This window comes from Paenibacillus pectinilyticus (assembly GCF_001700435.1).
Lineage (GTDB): Bacteria > Bacillota > Bacilli > Paenibacillales > NBRC-103111 > Paenibacillus_E > Paenibacillus_E pectinilyticus.
This window is the reverse complement of record NZ_LYPC01000012.1, coordinates 134883-152960: the sequence shown is the minus strand read 5'-3', so window position 1 is coordinate 152960 and position 18078 is coordinate 134883. Positions and strand designations below refer to the sequence as shown.

Sequence of the window (18078 nt, the reverse complement as noted above, 5' to 3'; positions counted from 1 at the left end):
CTGGACTTATCCAGTGGGAATGGAATCTGCACAGGTGGAGCAAGCTCCGCATCAAAAAAAACAGGCCGCCCACGGCGCCTGTTTTCTTCATTTCGGGTAACTCCTTACTCCTCAATTCCTGAGAACGAAGCAACGACCTCTTCGATGTAAATGTGCTGCTCCCCGATGTAATAATTCGCAACATCATCCTTCAGTTCCTGAACTCTGGGGTCGCTGACGAAAGCCTCCAACGCTTCTTTCGTTTCAAAATACAAATTGAAAATGTACGAGTACGCAGGCAGAGTGCCGTCTGCTGAAGAGAGAACCTTTTTGACCTCATACTTAGCTGCACCCATCTCAAGGACGGTCTTCCGGGACAGCACGGCCACATGCTTGTTCAAATAATAATCCTCATCCAAGGGGATGCTTTGTTTGTAATAAAACGTTAATACCAGCACGTCGTGATCAACTCCTTTATTGGCTATATGAGCATCATAAACGATGACACTAGCGGTAGAGTCAACCGAAAAAAACCTCTCACCTTCGCGCTCAAATTTCTATATTTGCCTCTTGCGCTCTATATCACGCGGTGATATACTCATCCCATGATATATCACGACGTGATACAACGAACTGTGATACAACACTCATTGATATAAGAAAAAGGTGCTTCTATGGATAGTGAAAAGCTTTATCGTCAGTACTTGCCGATGTCTGAAACGGCCTATTATATTTTACTTTCCCTGACTGAAACTCGGCACGGATATGGGATCATCCAGTTTGTTGATGAGTTGACCAAAGGCCGGATTCACTTGGGCCCTGGTACAATTTATGGCAGCTTATCACGCATGGAGAAGGATCGCTTGATTCAAGCGGTTGCTGAAGAAGAGCGTCGCAAGCTGTATCGCATTACCCCCTCGGGCAAGGAACTGCTCAAGCTTGAGATTGCCCGAATTACGGAGCTTTATGACAATGCAAAGAAAGTCGAGGGATTTCTACATGATTGAAACCAAAAAAGTGTTCAAGTGGTGGGACGGTTCACAATCCGAGAAGATTTCCACATGGCTGGAGGAAATGGAAGCGCAGGGCTGGCATGTCGTTAGCGTCAGGAAGAATGCCTTGCAATTTCACTTTGAGAAAGGCGCCCCGCGTAAAATCAGCTATTGCGTTGATTACCAAATGAAGGCGGATGCTAATTATACTGGTATTTTTGCAGATGCGGGTTGGGAATCCATCTATAGCAGTGCAGGTTGGTACATCTGGAGACAGCCGTATACCGACACGAAGCCCGAAATTTTCACCGATATCGATTCCATCATTGATCGGAATAAACGGCTCATGGGCGTATTTATCGCGGTTACTTGTGCGCAAATACCCATACTCTCAGTGAATTTGCGCAATCATATTCATATCTTCCTTCCACTTCTGATTATCTATATTCCGCTTTTCGCCCTGCTTGTGGCTTGTATATACCGATTGCATGCCTCCAATAAAAAGCTCCAAGCCAAAAAGGACATTCTCTGAGCCGCTAGCCGGCTAATCGAATGTCCCCTCTATGATTGCTATTTTCAACCTATAGCTCCATGCTTCCTTAACAAGTCAGTCACCACAGTATGTCCCTGCTCATTAGCTATCTCAATCGCATAGCTGCCGTCATCCGTCTTCTCATTCACGTCCGCCCCATAGTCGAGCAACAGCTCAATGATTGGCGTACTATCCGTATGGAAAGCGGCGACATGCAAGCTTGTTTGCCCGTTGCTATCTCGGATCGTCGTTTTGGCACCACGCTCAAGCAAGAGTTGAATCACCTCTACGCTCCGCTCACCAGCAATTGCCGCATGCAAGGCTGTATTCGATGGGATATAGCTAACCCTAGAATGCGATACAGCATTCACATCGGCACCATTTTCCAGAAGAAGCTTCACCACGCCGCTCTGACCAAAATGTGCCGCAAAACCCAGAAGCGTCAGTCCGTCACTATTCTCCGCATTGGCGAGCGTAAGATCGATCTCTAGCAGCGCCTTTACCCGCCCTGTGTCGCCAGTACGCGCAGCTGTGAAGATGTCATTGATCATGTAAAGATGGCCTCCTTTAAAATGGAATGCTAGATCAATTCGGCAATCATCCAGAAATTACCTTTAAGGACATTATTTCTTCTTCGCTTACGCATGGCTTGAGTTCGTCTCCTTTGCAACTAATTAGAGCTTGAACTTACCTACCGCTTGCTGAAGCCTATTCGACATACTGTATAGGTCATTCGCGAAAGCGGCAACTTCTTGCAATGCGGCAAGCTGCTCTTCGGCGCTGCCTGCTACATGCTGCGCAGCAGAAGAGGATTGCCGTGCAATGTTAGCCGATTCGATGACCGAAGCCGTCACTTGTTCCGATCCAGCGGACATCTCTTCAGCCACGGCCGAAACATCACGGATCTGATCGGCCACCTGATCGATCGCCTGCAGGATCAATTGAAACGCCTCGCCGGCCTCATGCACAACGACGATCCCTGTATGAACCTCTCGGGTCCCCTCGTCCATCGCATCGACGGCCAGCTGGGTCCCCTGCTGAATTTGTTGAATCACTTCGATAATCTGATTCGCAGAACTGCCCGATTGTTCAGCAAGCTTCCGCACTTCCCCGGCAACGACAGCGAAGCCGCGACCGTGTTCTCCGGCACGAGCTGCTTCAATCGCGGCATTGAGCGCAAGCAGATTCGTCTGTGTGGCAATATTGGAGATAACACTTACAAGATTACCGATTTCTAGGGATTGCTTGTCGAGCATCTGCACGATAGAGGCAGTACGATCGACTGTGGCGCGAATGGATTCCATCTGACGAATAACTTGCTGCAGGGATACGTTGCCATTCTTTGCTTTCTCAGAAGCTTCAATGGAAACTTCCGACACCGTTGTAGATGTTTCTGCTATTCGTTGTATACCTACAGACATTTCCTCCATGGCGCGTGCACTTTCATTGGAAGATAGGCCCTGAGCTTCAGCCCCTCGTGCTACTTCGTTGATAGAAACAGCGATTTCGTTCGAAGCGGCAGAGGTTTCTTCTGCGCTTGCCGAAAGCTGCTTAGAGGAAATGGCCACATCCTGTGAGCTTTCATTGACCTCCCGAATTAGTTCCTGCAAATTCTGGAGCATTCGACTAAAGCTATCGGTTAACTTGCCGATTTCATCCTTACTACGGCTCTTAATCGTGCGTGTTAAATCTCCCCCAGCAATGCTCTGTGCTGCATTCATCAACACATTGATAGGCCCAATGATCATTCTGCTAAGCAGCAGTGCAATACCTATGCCAAGCAAAATATCGATGATGCAGGATATCACCAGTGTCGTATTGACGGATTTAACTTGCTCAGTCAAATAATCCGTGGATTCCTTGGATTCTTGATTGATGCTGGTAATATATTGATCGGCCACGGTATAAATAGTTTCTTTGAATCCGTCCGTTTGATCATCTGCCTTCTTATTCTCATCGCGAAGCTGCGCGACCGTCAGTTTGCTGTTTTTGTTATTTATCTCCACGACCAGGTCAAAAGATTTAATGAAACCCTCGCTTGCGGTTCGCAAGCTTGCAGCCAACTCTTTCTCCTTCGGGGTGTCTGCTTTTTGGGTAATTAAATCCATGTACTGGTTGAATTTGACTGCGTTTTCCTTATACGCTTTAGCCGCTTCATCACTTTGATTGATAATGACATCTGCTTGGTTGCTGTACAGTATACCTACGTAATTCTTAAGCTCGTAGGCTGCCTTTGCTTCCACATTTCGTTCCGTTTCCTGATCCAATGCGCTTTGGACTCCATTTAATTTAAAGTAATTGTTCACTGCACCACTCGTAAATAATAAAATGACCAAGAGCATACCGGAGAGAAGCTTCGTTCTTAATGACCAATTTTTAACCATAATAAGACCCCTTCTTTCTTCCTAGTTTGGAATCCTTACTGCTAGGCGACAGATATCCTTATATATCGACAAATACTGTCAAAAAAATAAGGGGCTATGTCAACTTGCATGACATCATATTTGGGCTGATGGTGTTCTACTGGACACCCTAGACGTCAAAAAGGCTACTCCCGAAAGAGTAGCCCCATCACTGCAAATAAACCAAAAGCTATTAACATTAAGCCTGACATGCGGTTGATCCACAGGAACGCTGTTCCTTGGATGCGATCACGAAATATCCCAATCACTAGACTAAGTAGAAACCACCATAAGGCTGAGCCAGTGAATACACCGATTACGAGTGCAATCGCAGGCGTGAAGCCTGCATCTCCACTCCCGCCTAAACCGAGACCTGCAAAAGCGCCGACGAATGACATGATCGTCATCGGATTCGTAATCGTAAGCAGCAGCGTTGACGCATACGATTTGAACAACGTGTCTCCTGTTGCTTTCGCCGCGTGAGCCGCAGGCTTGGAGCGGAAGGTTTGCACCCCCAAGTAAATGAGAAACAGACCACCGACCAGCTGCAGAATCACCTTTTGATCCAACAGAAAGCTCGTTATTAACGTTAAACCGAAACCTGCAATAAACCCATAAATCGCATCTGCTGTAGCCGCTCCAAGCCCTGACAGAAAGCCGTGCAAACGACCCAACGTCAGCGTCCGGCGCATACATAAGATCCCGATGGGCCCCACAGGCGCTGCGATTGAAAAGCCAAGTAGGAGCCCTTTTAACAACGGGAAAAACAATTAAAACACCTGCTCACCGTCGTAAGTAGCGATTTTCTTGTAAAGATCTGGACGACGATCGCGGAAAATCCCCCACTCGATACGCTGAATTTCCAGCTGGTCGAGATCAAACTCGGCAACAAGCACCGTTTCCTCGTCACGTCCCGCTTCTTCGATCAGATTGCCCTGTGGGCCAGCGATGAAGGAAGAGCCGTAGAAGTTGATGCTGGAATCCTCATCTACCTCTTTACCGATCCGATTCGATGCGATAACCGGCATCAAGTTACAAGCCGCGTGACCGCGCATGCACATTTGCCAGTGATCCTTGGAATCGATCGAGCCATCTTGCGGCTCCGAACCGATTGCCGTTGGGTAGAAGAGCAGCTCCGCACCCATCAAGGCCATTACGCGAGCAGCCTCAGGGTACCACTGATCCCAGCATACGCCGACGCCGATTTTGGCGTAGCGTGTTTTCCATACCTTGAACCCCGTATCGCCCGGGTTAAAATAGAACTTCTCTTCGTATCCCGGACCGTCGGGGATATGACTTTTGCGGTACGTGCCGAGCACGGAACCATCGGCATCAATCACAGCGAGCGAGTTGTAGCGCGCGTAATTCTTTTTCTCATAAAAGGAGATCGGCAATACAACTTGAAGCTCTTTGGCGATCTCACGGAAGTGATTGATCGCTTTGTTCGTCTCCAGCTCCGTTGCGTAGCGGTAGTAATCAGACTTCTCTTTTTGGCAGAAATACGGCGTCTCGAACAGCTCTTGAATTAAAATAATTTGCGCGCCCTTAGCCGCGGCTTCGCGAACTAATTTCTCCGCTTTGCTAATGTTCTCATCTATGTTGTCGGAACAGCTCATTTGTGTGGCTGCTACAGTCACTTTTCTCAAGTGGAATCACCCTTTCTTGCTGGCTGGCATTTGCTGTGTCGTGCAGTGAACATTGCCGCCTTCTTTGATAATGGACATGCCGTTAATCGTACGGATTCTGCGCTCTGGGAACGCCGCTTGCAGCACCTCAATCGCTTTGAGATCTGTCTCTTCCGAAGTTCCACCAAACACCGGCAAAATAATGCCGCCGTTCACGAAGTAGAAGTTCAAATAGCTAAGCGTCAAGCGCTGCTCTTCGAAGAACGTAAGCGGCGGTTGCTCAATTTGGATAATCTCAAATGAGCGGCCTTTCGCATCTGTCGCATTGCGGAGAATTTCCAAATTCTCCTGCGTAATCGCATAGTTGGCATCCGAAGGATCGTTGCAAACTTGCAGAATGATTTTGCCCGGTGCCGCGAAGCATGCAATGTTATCCACGTGACCATCGGTCTCGTCGCCATCAAGGCCTTTGTTCAGCCAGATAATTTTCTCGACATTCACGAAATTACGCACATGCTCTTCAATCTCCGCACGGCTTAGATCCGGGTTGCGATTCGTGTTAAGTAGACATTCTTCTGTGGTCAAAAGTGTGCCTTCCCCATCCACGTGGATGGAACCGCCCTCCATCACCAACGGAGCGTCAAAACGCTTCACACCATGATGCTCCGCGATTTGCGGGGCTACGTTATCGTCGAGATCCCAAGGCGCGTATTTGCCGCCCCAAGCGTTGAACTTCCAATTCACTGCCGCGATCTCTTGCTCCGCGTTAAGTACGAACGTTGGACCGTTGTCGCGGAACCATGCGTCATTGTGTTGGATTTCTAGGAAATCCACGTTGGATTCTGTGAACATCGCTTTCACTTGCGCTGCGTCCGCCGGATTCACGATCACGGTTACTGGCTCAAATTCGGCAATGGCCTTCGCTAGGTCCGCGTAGCCTTGGGACACTACCGCGTGATCCTCTGGGTAAACCATGGAGGCTTGTACCGGCCACGAAATAAAGGTGCGCTCGTGCTCTGTCCATTCGGCTGGCATGCTATAGTGTAAATCTTTAGGTTTCATCGTCATCATCCGTCATCTCACTTTATCTCAAATTTAAACTAACTTTCGTCGCATATAAAGGAAGCTAATTAAAACATCGTCTCCCATCATAACTCAAAAGCAGCAAAGGCTCAATGTAAATAGGTAGTTCCAAGACCAAATCTTGATGACAACTCTTCTAGTTACACATTTGAAACAGTTGCATCGTTGATGACAACCTTTATCGATTTACAAACGTCATGGCTGCACCATATCCTACCTGCATATTTTAAAAGCTTTTAATGAACATTAGAAGAGGATTTATAATTATAGGTTTCCCGAAGGGATGGATCACAATTGGCTAAAGTTCTACACATCACCGCTCATCCTCACGATCATCAAACCTCTTACAGTATGGCCGTAGGCAAAGCTTTTATTGACGCTTATCGGGAAGCAAACCCGAGTGACGAAGTGACGCTTGTTGACTTGTATCGTGTCCAAGTGCCGCACATTGATGCGGATGTTTTTAGTGGATGGGGCAAATTACGAAGCGGACAAGATTTCTCTACGTTGACAGGTGATGAGAGTGCCAAAGTAAGCAAAATCAATGAATTTACAGAGCAATTTATTGCAGCGGACAAATACGTTTTCGTTACACCGATGTGGAACTTCTCGTTCCCCCCTGTGATGAAAGCCTATCTGGATGCGCTTTGTGTGGCTGGCAAAACGTTTAAATATACGGAAGCTGGACCTGTTGGCTTACTCAATGGCAAAAAAGCACTGCACATCCAAGCACGCGGCGGCGTGTATTCCGAAGGTCCGGCAGCAGCCATGGAATCAGGCCATCGCTATATCAGCATCATTATGGGATTCTTCGGCATTCCCGAAACGCAGGGGCTGTTCGTAGAAGGACATAATCAGTTCGCAGATAAAGCGGAACAGATTAAAGCGGAAGCCATCAGTAAGGCACAGGACTTGGCTAAAAGCTTCTAATGAATAAGGACCGTCAGGGGAAATCCTCCTGACGGTCCTTTTGGGTTTAACTAATTGTCGCCGCACGTAGGGTGAACAAAGATTTCCAGCGGACTGAGGTCCCGTTGCTCCTTGAGTTAGTCGGGCTTTCCGACTATCTTCAGGCTGTGGGACTCGGTTCTCCTTGAATTAGTCGGATTTTCCGACTATTTTCAGGCTGTGAGACTTGTTTTTTCCTTGAGTTAGTCGGATTCTCTGATTATCTCCAGGCTTCAAGACTCGGTTCTTGTTGAGTTAGTCGGGTTTTCCGACTATTTTCAGGCTGTGAGACTCGGTTCTCCTTGAGTTACTCGGGTTTTCCGACTATTTTCAGGCTGTGGGACTCGGTTCTCGTTGAATTAGTCGGGTTTTCCGACTATCTTCAGACTGCGAGACCGGTTCTCCTTGAATTAGTCGGATTTTCCGACTATTTTCAGGCTGTGGGACTCGGTTCTCGTTGAGATAGTCGGCTTCTCCGACTATCTTCAGGCTTCAGGACTCGGTTCTCCTTGAGTTAGTCGGATTTTCCGACTATTTTCAGGCTGCGAGACTCGGTTCTCGTTGAGATAGTCGGCTTCTCCGACTATCTTCAGGCTTCAGGACTCGGTTCTCCTTGAGCTAATCGGATTTTTCGATTATCTTCAGGCTGCGAGACTCGGTTCTCCTTGAGTTAGTCGGATTTTTCGATTATCTTCAGGCTGTGAGACTCGGTTCTCCTTGAATTAGTCGGATTTTCCGACGATCTTCCGGCTGTGAGACTCATTTCTCGTTGAGTTAGTCGGATTTTCCGACTATCTAGAGGCTGCGAGACTCGGTTCCCCTTGAGTTAGTCGGATTTTCCGACTATCTTCAGGCTGTGGGACTCATTTCTCCTGAGTTACTCGGGTTTTCCGACTATCTTCACGCTTCAGGACTCGGTTCTCCTTGAGCTACTCGGATTTTCCGACTATCTAGAGGCTGATTTTCACTGTTTTTTAATAAAAAGAATTATCAATAATTTAACTGTATGTTCTCCCGTTATTTCATACTTTCATACTCGGTAGATCCATTCTGACTTGCCTGCCATTCAGAAACGGATAGGTCAAATATAATCCAGCTATGTAGAGAAGAGCCGCTATATAAACGGGCAGTAAATGCACAAAATCCGTATAACCAATATGCATATGTACGAATAATCCAGCTACGAAGCCAGGAATGCCTCCCCAGAGGAATGTCCACCACAGCCAGCCTTCGCCTTGATTGATGCCCCAAAGCGCCGATGCCGTAATCGCCACTGCCAAACAGAATAACGCGCCTCCAAAGCCCGCCCGATCATGAGCAATAAGCGGTATAATAGCATCGCTCCACGCAGACAACTCCGAAGTGGTTAGACCCAAATACACCAAATCACTAGGAACAAAAACACCGGTGATCCCTACAATGGATATCGTAAGCCCTCCGATCCCCAAACCGAAACCTAACACTACCAAACAGCACTGTCCCCACTGTGCTCTGAGCCACACGTGATCGTTGTGTAAACCTGGCGGTTTGCGTGAGGGAACATCTTTTAAGCCGCGTAAGGTGAGCAGCAGCATGGGCAAAAGGATCGCAGCTGCAATCGCATGCAGCGGATCAAAATAACCATATCCGAGGTAGAGAAAGAAACTGCTAAAGCCGACCACGCAGGAGGAAATAACTGCTGTACGAGCCCAATGCAGCCCATACCGGAGGCCATGATGAGCCAGCTGGTAGTAGAAAATGCCGATGGAGATCATTGTCCCCGCCAAGGTGATGCGATCGTGGGACATGAAATGCAGGAGATGTGCATTGAAACGGATAATCGCACGCCGTGACATGCCCAGAAAATCCTCATCATAGGGCAAAACCACCGTCGTCGCTGCGATTAGCCAAGCTAGAACACCACCGATGATCATGCCTAAACCTAGCAGGCTCATCCAACCCCAATTTGACCAAAAGGATGGGGTGGGTGGGAACGATGACATTTTCCATGAAGGTGGATACGTCTGCTCCTCGCCTTGTTTGGACGCAGTCGCAGGTATGGAAGGTTGATCGCCATTAGCGATATGATGTGAGAGAAGCAATCCATGATTAGGCGAAGGAGTAGCATCTATGGATTCAAAAGATGACGTTATACGATCATATAGGATCGCTTCATTGATGCGCTTCGGCAGCCCTGGCCCTGCATAGACAAGCCCGCTGTGCAGCATGACGCAGTTCGCGCCTGCTTCCAGCAGCGCGAGCGCGTCCTGCGGCTGGTGCACGCCGCCAGCCGCCACAATCGTGCTGCGCTCGCCTAGCGCCTCGCGCAGCGCACAGACCATGCTCAGCTGCGCGCTGAGCACAGCAGCCCCGCCGCCGACGCGCTCGCGGCGAGTGCCCGGCTCCCGCTGCGCGTCGCCGAGGACGACACCGCTAAAGCTTCGCGCGGTGTCCACGATCTCACGCAGCTCCCCCAGCGGGGTCAGCTGCGGCACATACAGCAGCACCGGCTTGCCAGGGGCAGCCGTGTGCGCAAGCTGGCGTACCTCTGCGAGGTACGCCAAGGCCATTGCAGCTGGCCAGCCTTCGGCGAGGCCATCGAGCGTGAACCCCGCCGCGTACGGCGCCAGCGCGAGGAGCAGCTCACGCTGCTCTTCCAGCGCTTCGCGCGGCGAGCTCCCCGGCATCGGCCGGAGCCGCACGAAGTGCGGCAGTCGATGCCCGGTGCCCTTGCGCAGGCGCGCGACAATCGCGTCCGCGCCGTCGTTGACGTAGCCATCGGGGTAGACGATGGCCTCCTCGTCCGCCATGCGAATGATCGATGCATGGCTATCCACCGCTCGGACCGTCACGGGTCCAAGCTCAATGAAGCCGAGCCCGAACTGGGCGAGGGCTTTATGTGCGGTGCCGTGCGGGTCAAGCCCGCCGCTGAGGCCTACTGGGCAGGCGATCGGTACGCCTGCCAACTCGCCCGCAAGCAGGGGCGAGAGCTCCATATGCCCCATCGTCCGGATCACGAAAGTCCCTCCGGGAATACGGCTGAGCCCGCCTATCGCCTGCAGCGTGAGATCCCTAGCTGTCCGTCCGCTTAACCGGAACAGCAGCGGTTTAAATATCGAATGATACGACCAGTCGGGCATAGGTCGCCTCCTCATTTGGATGATAGTTCCAGTATAGCGGTTATTGTTTCCTCTGCCCATAGACACAATTTGTTGCTATTCCCTGTGATTCTAATCACAGGGCCTCCGTCCTCTCATTCGCTATACTGAAGGCATCAAGTCAATCTACTTTGAAATGAGATGATTCCACGTGCTAAGCGAACAAACCATTCAAACGATTAAATCCACTGTGCCCGTACTAGAAGTTCATGGTGTAGCGATAACCAAGCTATTCTACGACAGACTATTTACAGCTCACCCGGAGCTCTTACATGTATTCAATCATGCCAATCAAAAGCAAGGTCGACAGCAAACAGCTCTAGCCAATGCCGTCTACGCAGCAGCTAAGTATATTGATCGATTGGAGGTTATTCTACCAGTGGTCAAACAAATTGCGCATAAACATCGCAGTTTGGGTGTTAAACCAGAACAATACCCCATTGTTGGGGAACATTTACTAGGAGCAATTAAGGAAGTCTTAGGTGATGCCGCGACGGACGATATCCTTGCAGCATGGGCGGAAGCTTACGGGGTCATTGCTAGTGTTTTCATTGGCATTGAGACTGATATGTATACGAATTCGGCTTTGCAGCCAGGGGGATGGCGTGATTTCAGACCCTTCGTCGTCGCTCGAATAGACAAGGAAAGCGACGTGATTACTTCCTTTTATCTAACCCCGCAGGATCAGGGCCCCATTGCTTCATTTGAACCTGGAAAATATGTCAGTATCCGCGTTCAAATACCTGGTGAAACCTACACGCACATTCGACAATATAGTCTCTCTCATGCACCTGGCCAGCCGTTCTATCGGATTTCGGTTAAGCGCGAAGACACCAATCCAACTGTTCCAGCGGGTAAGGTTTCCGTCTATTTACACAATCAGGTTCAAGAAGGAGACGTTCTCTGGCTTTCTGCCCCCGCAGGTGACTTTACACTGGATCAAACGGATACGCGGCCTGTCACACTCCTTAGCGGTGGCGTCGGCCTCACTCCCATGGTGAGTATGCTTCATTTCCTTGTAACTACGCAGCCGAATAGGAAAGTCACCTTCATCCACGCTGCTCAAAATGGTCAACATCACGCGCTTCGTCATGAGATTGAGCGAATTGCCATGGCGCATCCACAAGTGACGGTTGCTTGGTGCTATACACAGCCAACAGCTAGCGATGCCAGTGAGCAGGCTTATCATAAACAAGGTTATATCGATCTACCTTGGCTCCAAAGCCTAGTACCGACCGTGGAGGGCAGTTTTTACTTCTGTGGGCCCTTGCCGTTCATGAAAGCTGTTAATCAATTGCTCATCGCGTGGGGCGTTCCTGAAGATGACCGTCATTATGAATTCTTCGGTCCTTCTGGAGCACTGTCCTAGCAAGCGTATGAAGGAATAGCTCGGTCGCTATTAAGTCCCTATTTGTTTGCTATTTCTCCCTTTCCCGCAGCAACCGATTCACGGTTTCTCGGCGGAGCCCAATGAACTGACCGATCTCCTCCTGAGTCAGCACATCTGTGAGCTTCAGTGTTCCGATATATTGTTGAAACCAGGCTTCCATCTTCACCAGTTTAGCCGCTGGAGCAACTTCCGTCAGCTGATCAATCCGCTGCTGCATCATCCGAAGCTTATCCTGCAATTGACGAGCGATTGTGCGAAAGTGCTCGGGGCTGCGTTCTAAATCCCCATACCACTGCTCAGCAGGCAGCACGTCAACATCACACGTCACCAGTGCAATCGCAGTTCCATAGTACACACTTGGACTAATTAGCGAGTGATGCGGAATCGTTTCACCAGGTACGATAATATTGACCAGTGTCGTATTACCATCTTCGTGCGAACGGACAATTTTTAGCAGACCTGCATGGAGCCTAAATAATGAACCGATCTCTCCTTGGCGGAACAGGATTTCTCCTTTATGCAATCTCATTTTCGTATCCCCTTTAATCCGAAAAAAAGCGACAGCATTTTGGGCTGATCGCTTTTCTTTATGTTCACGCTGCACGCGCGCTATAGTTCTTTCTTCAAAGTTTCCAATGGCGTCCGCATCGGCGCGAGCATTTGAGATATTCTGCCTGCTAATCTCACGTACCATGTCAGCTGCTCGACCTTAGCAATGAGCCAAATCGAGATCAGCAACCCTGTCAGCGAAACAAATACCGCAATCGGCAGTGCCCACAAGGAGACGGCGTGTGAGAAAAAAGGGATGAACGAGACTGACAGAATCGGCGCCGCATTCCATTTGAAAAATTGAATCAAGGTTATCGTCACAATTGCTGTCAGAAAGAAGGAAATTGCACCTGAGCTTATCGTATAAAAAAGGCTGCCCATCGTCACCGCGATAATGGCTCCGAGAATAATTCGGCGAATCTCTTTAATTTTGTCCACGCGATGCATAAAAAGAAAACTAAATGCCCCCAGCGTTGGGTAAAAGACCATCTTCAGCGATGGAAAGTGATAGGAAGCCCAATACGCTCCCATCAGGTAGCAGCACATGATAATCGAACGAAGAAACATCGTTGGTTCCCGTCCTTTTCTATAATGGGATACACGCAGCCGTGCCAAATCAAGACCTCTCCCATTTTACAAAACGTACAAAGCTTCGGTCAATGACTTTAATTTGTCAGACTATCCATTCTGATCTGCGCGTATACAAACCCATTAGCTCCGCTCCACTGACACCGTTGTCGAGGCAAAAAACTTCGCCACCGCAAAAGACGCCGCCCCCAGCACGGTCGATCTATCCTGAAGCTCCGAGAATTCCACCTTCAATTGCTTGCGCGGATGCGGAAGGGATCGCTTCTCTAACAGCTCTAGCAAAGGCTTCATCAGCCACTTCTCACCACCGGCCAACCGTCCGCCCAGAATGATAAATTCTGGATTAAATCCGTTAATAATATTCACGACACCGACGCCAAGATAATAGCCTAGCCGTTCAAAAAGCTGAATCACCCCTGCGTCGCCATTCTCCGCTTTGCTTAATAGCGATTCTAGGTCCACTTCGTGGCCTAGCTCCTGACCGGCTTGCTCCAATAACGCATGCTCCGATGCGTACAGCTCCCAACAGCCCAAGCTGCCGCAGCGGCATTTGGGACCGTCATGCTGGATCGAGATATGCCCGATCTCACCGGAGAAACCTGTTGCCCCGCGATACAGCTCGTTGCGAATAATAATACCTGCCCCGATCCCCATGCCGATCGACACATAGACGAGATTCGCCGTATCCTTGCCGGCTCCGAACTGCTTCTCACCAACCGCACCAGCGTTCGCTTCATTATCAATCACAACCGGAAGCCCGAATTCAGCTTCCAGCTGCGCTTGCAGCGGTACATTTTCCCAACCGAGATTCGGTGCAAATAGCAAGTTCCCCTCTTCATCACAAATACCTGGTACGCCAAGGCCGATGCCTATGACCCCGTAAACACTCTCTGGTGCCGTATCGATCAGCTCACGAATCGTTGTTGTTAGCAGGCGCGTGACGTGTTCCACACTCTCATTATGATGCTGAATGCGCTTCTCACGAATCACCTTGCCGGTCAAATCCGTGAGTACAGCCAAAATATCGTGCACTCCGAGATCGACGCCAATCGCATACCCCGCCGTTCCTTTAAAAAGCAGCATCATCGGCTTCCGACCGCCGCTCGATTCCCCCACACCGATCTCTTCCACCAGAGAGCTTTCGATGAGCTCATTGACTAGACTAGATACCGTGGCTTTGGTCAGCCCTGTAATCTCCGCTATACGTGCGCGGGATATCGGTGAATCCGTGCGAATGTGATGCAGCACGATCGTTTTATTTATTTTTTTCACGAGGTTTAAATCGCCTGTTTGTTTCATGATATTCCTCCATACCGTTCCAAATGCTGCGAATCATCGCTATGGAAATGATTCTAACATAGTTGCCTTTTTCACGCACCAACTAAGTTTGTTTAATGAATTTACAAACTATTGGAATGATGCTATGATGACTGCATAAGCATTTATTAATCATTTATTTGGAGGCTAAATTCATGAGCTACTTCGATAACACCCCAACGATTAAGTACGAAGGCCCGACATCCACGAACCCGCTGTCTTTTAAATTTTATAACCCAGATCAAGTTATTCTAGGCAAAAGCATGCGCGAACATATGCGTTTTGCAATCGCTTACTGGCACTCCTTCTCCGCTAATGGCTCCGATCCATTCGGCGCTGGCACGAACGTCCGTGCTTGGGACAAATACGACGGCATGGAGCTGGCCAAAGCTCGCGTTGATGCTTGCTTCGAGCTTCTGAACATTCTTGATGTGGACTACTTCGCCTTCCACGACCGCGATATCGCGCCTGAAGGGGGCACGCTGCAAGAAACGAACGCAAACCTCGATGAAATCGTTGGTTTGATCAAAGATAAAATGGCTTCCACAGGCAAAAAGCTGCTTTGGAACACAGCAAACATGTTCACCAACCCGCGTTTTGTTCACGGTGCAGCGACTTCCAACAATGCTGAAGTATTCGCTTATGCGGCAGCACAAGTGAAGAAAGCTTTGGACCACGCGAAAGAGCTTGGTTCTGAAAACTATGTGTTCTGGGGTGGTCGTGAAGGTTACGAGACGCTTTTGAACACGGATCTTGGTCTTGAACTCGACAACCTGGCTCGCTTCCTACACATGGCCGTTGATTATGCGAAAGAAATTGGCTACACAGGCCAATTCCTGATTGAGCCAAAACCGAAAGAGCCTTCCAAACACCAATACGATTTCGATGCGGCTACTACGCTTTCATTCTTGCAAAAATATGACTTGCTTCCTTACTTCAAATTAAACTTGGAAGCGAACCATGCAACGCTTGCTGGTCACACGTTCGAGCACGAGCTTCGTGTAGCACGCGTTAACGGTATTCTTGGCTCCATCGATGCGAACCAAGGTGACTTATTGCTAGGTTGGGACACGGATGAGTTCCCAACTGACCTGTACTCGACAACAATGGCGATGTACGAAATCCTCTTAAATGAAGGCGGAATCGGCCGTGGCGGCGTAAACTTCGACGCTAAAGTTCGTCGTACGTCCTTCGAGCCCATCGACGTTGTGTACGCACACATCGCGGGTATGGATGCATTCGCACGCGGCTTGCAAGTTGCAGCTAAATTGATCGAAGACAAAGTCTTCGAGGGCATCCTTGATACACGCTATGGTTCCTTCAAATCCGGCATCGGCGCAGACATCGTGTCTGGCAAAGCGGATTTCAAATCACTAGAAGCTTATGCATTAGCCAATAACGGACCGATCGTGAACCAATCCGGCCGTTTGGAATTGATTAAAGCGACTGTGAATCAATACTTGCTTAACGCTTAATATCATCTGTGAGAAATCCCGCTTCAGCCGGTTGGGCTGGGGCGGGATTTTTGCTATTCGGCATCAAGCCGCCCGCACCAACTCACCATGTGATACCATGCCTAAATCACGCCACTCGTTCGGCTTCCCGGCTCAGCCCCAGCCCAGTGAATTCAGTTCTATTTCATCGAACTAATCACGCCAACCGCATCATCCCATCGACCTCCCCAGCCCAGCTTCCCCGCGACCCTCACTCTAGGAAATGGATACGTGTCAGCAGTCCCCTAGAACTCCCGCTTCAGCCGTTTGGTGGAGGTTAGCGTTTTTTGGATTCATGTTAGCGGTGGGGGCCTATGAAGACAAATTAACTGGATTTCATGGTGTTAATTCTGTCGATTTAGCTTGTTAAAACCAAATAACTGGAGAACATGTAGGTAATTTTAAGCTATTCATCAGAAAATCGAAAAAGCAGCAATTTTAGCTACAGGATCTCCATTTATTCTTATAAACTAGCGGATTTGGCGGAATTTAGCTGTAGCTTATACAGGTATTACCTTCAGAATTCGTACCTGGATCCTCCAATCGTCGGAGATACAGCAAGAAATCCCGCTTCAGCCACTAGGCTGGGGCGGGATTTCTATGGCGTCACTAGCGACGCGGCTACTTCAGCGCATTTCCAATCGCGGCTTCGATCTGATCCAGCGGGTCACTGCTGGGCTTCTTGTAGAGTCCGCTAGCGATAGCGGCCTCTACGCTCACTGCCTTGTCATCCTCGACCAGCTTTTGCAGCAGCCCAAGCGCTTAGCTACAGGTCTTCTATTTTACTATCTGTCAAATTCGAACTGGACTGCATATGTTGCACAGGATACAACACATCGTCATCGTTGTTATCACGCACTGTTTTTTGCAAAACAAAGGAGGACATCGTCAGGAACAGCGCCGTTACGGCGTAGTACCCTTTGACAGAAAGCAGCTGATCCAAGTTGATAATGCCAATGAACATTCCGAGCAGGGCCAGAGCAAAGGAGCTCCATGCTAAGAAGGTAAAGGCCGATGTATTCCGTTTACGAGCTTCATACCCATCCTCCAAGTTATCGCGAATGACTTTCTGCAGCACGAACGCCGACATGGTGAGGAACAGCGCACAAACAGCGAAGTACCCTTTCACACTAAGCGATTCTTCGAGTGTATATATCCCAATAAACATGGCCACAAATGCCCCGATAAAAGATGCCCACGCCATAAAAGTAAATGCTGTTGTATTCCGTTTCCGTTGATTCATCATTTTAAAATCCCCCTGTCGCTGCCTTAGCAGCGCGTTAATGACTTGCTCTTGTTACTTATTATAGAGGGATTCGGCAATCTCAAATAGTACTATTTTCCAATAGTACCTACTCCTAAGACTTCCTAACAGAAATGCGGATCGGATATGGAACGATTTGACACGCCATTTTTAGTACTTTATAGTACTATTCATGACAAAGACCAAAAAATTTACCAACCGTGATGTTGTGCTACAAACTGCAATGAAGCTTTTTTTGACCAAAGGCTATCTAGCCACCTCAATGGACGAAATCGTGCTCGTTAGCACGGTATCGAAGACGAATATTTACTATTATTTTAAAAGTAAGGAAGACCTCTTAACGGCCATACTCGACCAGCTTATTCAAACCTATACGGAGTTGATCCAAGACATCGTAGGTCGTAAGGACTTGCGTGCACAGGAGCGATTCGACCTGTTCCTTCAAGCTATGGCAGGTACGGAGTCCAGTTTCTTAGCCGGCTGCCCTTTTCTTACGCTGTACACGCAAATGCCGCAGGAAGCGGATGCGCTTAGGCGGAAAGTTGGCTCCTTTTTTCAGGAGCAAATGACCTTGGTTGAAGGGCTGCTTCTCGAGGGTGTGCACAAGGGGGAATTCTCTCCGACTCTTCCTGCAAAAGCTGTGGCGGCGCTCATCGTTTCTGCCCTAGAAGGCGCACTATTTCTACAGCATGCGAATCAAGATCCGGCTTTGCTCGGTCAGACGTTAACTACTTTAGCTCAATTGCTAAAGTAGTTTTTTTTTTGCGTGTGATTAGAGC

At 49.0% G+C, this 18078-nt stretch carries 17 protein-coding genes and 1 pseudogene; 6 read left to right on the top strand and 12 right to left on the bottom strand.

Annotated features, from left to right (window positions below):
* Positions 1–104 precede the first annotated feature (104 nt).
* Positions 105–437 carry an EthD family reductase gene (locus A8709_RS06610; RefSeq protein ID WP_065851396.1) on the bottom strand — a complete coding sequence of 111 codons (333 nt, stop codon included), beginning with the start codon at positions 435–437 and terminating at the stop codon, positions 105–107.
* Positions 438–653: 216 nt separating this feature from the next.
* Between A8709_RS06610 and A8709_RS06605 the strand changes: the two genes are divergently transcribed.
* Positions 654–986: a PadR family transcriptional regulator gene (locus tag A8709_RS06605; RefSeq protein WP_065851395.1), complete on the top strand. Its 333-nt coding sequence runs from the start codon at positions 654–656 to the stop codon at positions 984–986.
* A complete protein-coding gene (locus A8709_RS06600) occupies positions 979–1503 on the top strand; it encodes a DUF2812 domain-containing protein (RefSeq protein WP_065851394.1) in 525 nt (174 codons plus the stop codon). The genes A8709_RS06605 and A8709_RS06600 overlap by 8 nt, the downstream gene beginning before the upstream one ends.
* Positions 1504–1547: 44 nt before the next feature.
* Here the strand turns inward: A8709_RS06600 and A8709_RS06595 are convergent, their stop codons facing one another.
* The 5 genes from A8709_RS06595 to A8709_RS06575 form a co-directional block, all read right to left on the bottom strand.
* Positions 1548–2054, bottom strand: coding sequence for an ankyrin repeat domain-containing protein (locus A8709_RS06595; protein ID WP_065851393.1), 507 nt, complete (start codon positions 2052–2054; stop codon positions 1548–1550).
* Between the two features lie 123 nt (positions 2055–2177).
* Entirely contained in the window at positions 2178–3887 is a 1710-nt protein-coding gene (locus A8709_RS06590; protein WP_065851392.1) for a methyl-accepting chemotaxis protein, read from the bottom strand.
* A gap of 164 nt (positions 3888–4051) precedes the next feature.
* The gene (locus tag A8709_RS06585) at positions 4052–4675 is read right to left on the bottom strand and encodes a LysE/ArgO family amino acid transporter (RefSeq protein ID WP_065851391.1); all 624 of its coding nucleotides are present in this window, start codon (positions 4673–4675) and stop codon (positions 4052–4054) included.
* Positions 4676–5551, bottom strand: a complete 876-nt coding sequence (aguB, locus tag A8709_RS06580; RefSeq protein WP_065851390.1) for an N-carbamoylputrescine amidase — start codon at positions 5549–5551, stop codon at positions 4676–4678.
* 6 nt (positions 5552–5557) lie between these two features.
* Positions 5558–6592: an agmatine deiminase family protein gene (locus A8709_RS06575; protein ID WP_065851655.1), complete on the bottom strand. Its 1035-nt coding sequence runs from the start codon at positions 6590–6592 to the stop codon at positions 5558–5560.
* Positions 6593–6907: 315 nt separating this feature from the next.
* Here A8709_RS06575 and A8709_RS06570 point away from each other — a divergent pair, with 315 nt between their 5' ends.
* On the top strand, positions 6908–7543 hold the full coding sequence (locus tag A8709_RS06570; RefSeq protein WP_065851389.1) for an FMN-dependent NADH-azoreductase: 636 nt from the start codon (positions 6908–6910) through the stop codon (positions 7541–7543).
* A gap of 1040 nt (positions 7544–8583) precedes the next feature.
* Here the strand turns inward: A8709_RS06570 and A8709_RS06565 are convergent.
* The gene (locus tag A8709_RS06565; RefSeq protein WP_084224714.1) at positions 8584–10740 is read right to left on the bottom strand and encodes a dihydroorotate dehydrogenase; all 2157 of its coding nucleotides are present in this window, start codon (positions 10738–10740) and stop codon (positions 8584–8586) included.
* 109 nt (positions 10741–10849) lie between these two features.
* Between A8709_RS06565 and hmpA the strand changes: the two genes are divergently transcribed.
* Entirely contained in the window at positions 10850–12067 is a 1218-nt protein-coding gene (hmpA, locus tag A8709_RS06560; RefSeq protein WP_065851387.1) for an NO-inducible flavohemoprotein, read from the top strand.
* 49 nt (positions 12068–12116) lie between these two features.
* Here hmpA and A8709_RS06555 read toward each other — a convergent pair whose 3' ends face one another.
* The 3 genes from A8709_RS06555 to A8709_RS06545 form a co-directional block, all read right to left on the bottom strand.
* A complete protein-coding gene (locus tag A8709_RS06555; protein ID WP_065851386.1) occupies positions 12117–12617 on the bottom strand; it encodes a Crp/Fnr family transcriptional regulator in 501 nt (166 codons plus the stop codon).
* Between the two features lie 80 nt (positions 12618–12697).
* A complete protein-coding gene (locus A8709_RS06550; RefSeq protein ID WP_065851385.1) occupies positions 12698–13252 on the bottom strand; it encodes an HPP family protein in 555 nt (184 codons plus the stop codon).
* 96 nt (positions 13253–13348) lie between these two features.
* Complete coding sequence (locus A8709_RS06545; RefSeq protein WP_065851384.1) at positions 13349–14524, bottom strand: ROK family transcriptional regulator; 1176 nt, start codon at positions 14522–14524, stop codon at positions 13349–13351.
* Between the two features lie 173 nt (positions 14525–14697).
* Here A8709_RS06545 and xylA point away from each other — a divergent pair, with 173 nt between their 5' ends.
* Positions 14698–16017, top strand: a complete 1320-nt coding sequence (xylA, locus tag A8709_RS06540) for a xylose isomerase (protein ID WP_065851383.1) — start codon at positions 14698–14700, stop codon at positions 16015–16017.
* A gap of 784 nt (positions 16018–16801) precedes the next feature.
* On the opposite strand, the gene A8709_RS06535 is transcribed toward xylA, so the two are convergent.
* Positions 16802–17086 carry a YiaA/YiaB family inner membrane protein gene (locus A8709_RS06535; RefSeq protein WP_279615848.1) on the bottom strand — a complete coding sequence of 95 codons (285 nt, stop codon included), beginning with the start codon at positions 17084–17086 and terminating at the stop codon, positions 16802–16804.
* Positions 17078–17278: pseudogene (locus tag A8709_RS35400) on the bottom strand (YiaA/YiaB family inner membrane protein); the annotation flags it as partial. The gene A8709_RS06535 and the pseudogene A8709_RS35400, both read right to left, overlap by 9 nt.
* Before the next feature lie 193 nt (positions 17279–17471).
* Between A8709_RS35400 and A8709_RS06530 the strand changes: the two are divergent.
* Positions 17472–18053: a TetR/AcrR family transcriptional regulator gene (locus tag A8709_RS06530; protein WP_065851382.1), complete on the top strand. Its 582-nt coding sequence runs from the start codon at positions 17472–17474 to the stop codon at positions 18051–18053.
* Positions 18054–18078: the final 25 nt, after the last annotated feature.

What these genes read in the sequence shown, in the direction of transcription:
- A8709_RS06600 (WP_065851394.1), top strand. Translation starts at nt 979, where the DNA reads ATGATTGAAACCAAAAAAGTGTTCAAGTGGTGGGACGGTTCACAATCC.
- A8709_RS06565 (WP_084224714.1), bottom strand. Translation starts at nt 10,740, where the DNA reads ATGGGCAGAGGAAACAATAACCGCTATACTGGAACTATCATCCAAATG.
- A8709_RS06605 (WP_065851395.1), top strand. Translation starts at nt 654, where the DNA reads ATGGATAGTGAAAAGCTTTATCGTCAGTACTTGCCGATGTCTGAAACG.
- A8709_RS06590 (WP_065851392.1), bottom strand. Translation starts at nt 3,887, where the DNA reads ATGGTTAAAAATTGGTCATTAAGAACGAAGCTTCTCTCCGGTATGCTC.
- A8709_RS06575 (WP_065851655.1), bottom strand. Translation starts at nt 6,592, where the DNA reads ATGAAACCTAAAGATTTACACTATAGCATGCCAGCCGAATGGACAGAG.
- A8709_RS06530 (WP_065851382.1), top strand. Translation starts at nt 17,472, where the DNA reads ATGACAAAGACCAAAAAATTTACCAACCGTGATGTTGTGCTACAAACT.
- A8709_RS06545 (WP_065851384.1), bottom strand. Translation starts at nt 14,524, where the DNA reads ATGAAACAAACAGGCGATTTAAACCTCGTGAAAAAAATAAATAAAACG.
- A8709_RS06595 (WP_065851393.1), bottom strand. Translation starts at nt 2,054, where the DNA reads ATGATCAATGACATCTTCACAGCTGCGCGTACTGGCGACACAGGGCGG.
- A8709_RS06555 (WP_065851386.1), bottom strand. Translation starts at nt 12,617, where the DNA reads ATGAGATTGCATAAAGGAGAAATCCTGTTCCGCCAAGGAGAGATCGGT.
- xylA (WP_065851383.1), top strand. Translation starts at nt 14,698, where the DNA reads ATGAGCTACTTCGATAACACCCCAACGATTAAGTACGAAGGCCCGACA.